The organism is Actinomadura roseirufa (assembly GCF_900659635.1).
GTDB lineage: Bacteria > Actinomycetota > Actinomycetes > Streptosporangiales > Streptosporangiaceae > Spirillospora > Spirillospora roseirufa.
On sequence record NZ_CAACVB010000534.1, the window covers coordinates 1 to 1,973 of the forward strand.

Annotated in this window: 2 protein-coding genes; both read right to left on the reverse strand. The window is 74.9% G+C overall.

Translation table 11 applies throughout. From position 1 onward, the window contains the following. Window positions 1-149: 149 nt before the first annotated feature. Window positions 150-992: an SAM-dependent methyltransferase gene (locus E1291_RS41175; RefSeq protein ID WP_242614696.1), complete on the reverse strand. Its 843-nt coding sequence runs from the start codon at window positions 990-992 to the stop codon at window positions 150-152. A 152-nt stretch (window positions 993-1,144) separates the two neighbouring features. After that, a partial coding sequence (locus E1291_RS41180) for a DMT family transporter (protein ID WP_207401261.1) occupies window positions 1,145-1,973 on the reverse strand: 829 nt, incomplete at its 5' end.

Sequence of the window (1,973 nt, forward strand, 5' to 3'; positions counted from 1 at the left end):
CCGCGCGGTCGCTCGCGGAGGCGACCGCGGCGCGCGCGGCGGCGGGGGCGCCGCTGCCCGCCGCGGAGCGCGGCGACGTCGATCGGATCACCGCGCGCATCCGGGCGGCCACCGGGCCCCGCGGGCCGTCCGAGCCGGTGCGGGGCGGGTCAGGGCTTGCGTAGGACTCCGCCGTACTCGTAGAGGTCCTTGCTGGTCTCGGTGATGCCCAGGTAGGAGGCGAGTTCCTCCGGCGCCTCCTCCAGTGGCGGCTGGAACGGGTCCGGGCGCCAGTCGAGGAGGTTCACCAGGCCCGGCTCGGCCGGCTCCAGCCCGTCGAGGAAGGAGTCCAGCTCGGCGGGGGTGCGGGTGCGCCAGGGGATGCCCGCGGCGGTGATCTGCCGGCTCATCGTCGCGCCCCGGGCCGGGTCGTCGCACACGACCTGCGACAGGCACAGGTGGCTGCCGGGGACGGCCTTGTCGATGATGGTGCGCAGGATGCGGCGCGGGTCGTCGGCGTCCAGCAGGTGGTGGACGACCGACAGGAACAGCACCGCGACCGGCTCGTCGAAGTCGATGAGGCGGACGACGTCGTCGCGCTCCAGGATCGCGCTCTGGTCGCGCATGTCGCCGGTGATGATGGTGCTGGAGTTGTCGGCCAGCAGAGCCCGGCCGTGCACGAGGACGATGGGGTCGATGTCCACGTAGACGACGCGGGCGTCGGGCGCGAACCGCTGGGCGACCTGGTGGACGTTGTTGTTCGTCGGCAGGCCGCAGCCCATGTCGATGAACTGGCGGATGCCCGCCTCCTTCACCAGGTAGCGGACGGCCCGGTAGAGGAAGGCGCGGTTCTGCCGGGCGATGTCCACGCATTCGGGGAAGCCCTGGACGGTGTCCAGGATGAACTGGCGGTCGATGACGTAGTTGTCCTTGCCGCCCAGCATCCACCCGTAGGCGCGCGCCGAGGTGGGGACGTCGTCGGGCACGTCGACCGGGATCTGACCGTTCTTCACACACGCTCCCGAGGCTCTGACGGCCCCCGAAGGGGAAGGCGGGGCGGGAAGGCGGGGCCGACGGCGAAAGGCTACCCCGGGCGTCCCCCGGCGGACGGATCTTCACGCGATTCGGTGACCGCCTCGTCGCGTAGAGCGACCTTCGCTGATCTTTAAAGCGCGCCCTGGGGCAGGGTCAGCAGCAGCACCGCCAGGCCCGCGCCGGCGAGGCCCGCCCCCTGCGCGGCCGACAGCCGCTCGCGCAGCGCGGTGACGCCGAGCAGCACCGGTACCACCGGGTACAGCGACGACAGCACGACCGCGATCACCACGAGCTGTTCCCGCGTGGCCATCAGGTAGAGCACGAGCGCCACGGCGGCGAGGCCGCCGTTGGCGGCGGACCAGAACGCGCCGGCCCGGCCCGGGAGCCGGGACCGGTCCGCCCAGGCCATCGGGAGGATCACCAGGACGGCCGCCGCCCGGCCCGCCGTCACGGGCCACAGGCCCGCGTCCGGCCCGGACTGCGCCAGGGCCAGATACTGGAGCCCGATCCCGGCGCCGGCGGCGAGCCCGTTCACGAGCGCGGCCCGCGCCGATCCACGGTCGTCCGACCGCGACCGGGACACCAGCCAGAGCGCCGGCAGGACGGCGGCGATGCCCGCCCACGCGGTGGCGGACGGGCGGTCGCCCAGGAGCGCGACCCCGGCGACCACCGGCACGGCCACGCCGCCGACCGCGCTGACGGGCACGACCACGCTGAGGTGGCCGCGGCTGATCCCCCGGTAGAGGAACACCATGGCGAGCCCCGTCCCGACGCCGGACAGGGCGCCCCAGCCGAGGTCGGCGGCCCCGGCCGCGTCCGCCGGGATCGCCAGCGCGATGAGCACGGCGCAGGCGAGCCCGCCGATCTGCCCGAGCAGCGCGACCACGGCGGGGCCGGCGCGGCGCGACAGCAGGCCCCCGGCGACGTCGGCGACGCCGTAGGCCGCGGCCGAGCCGAGG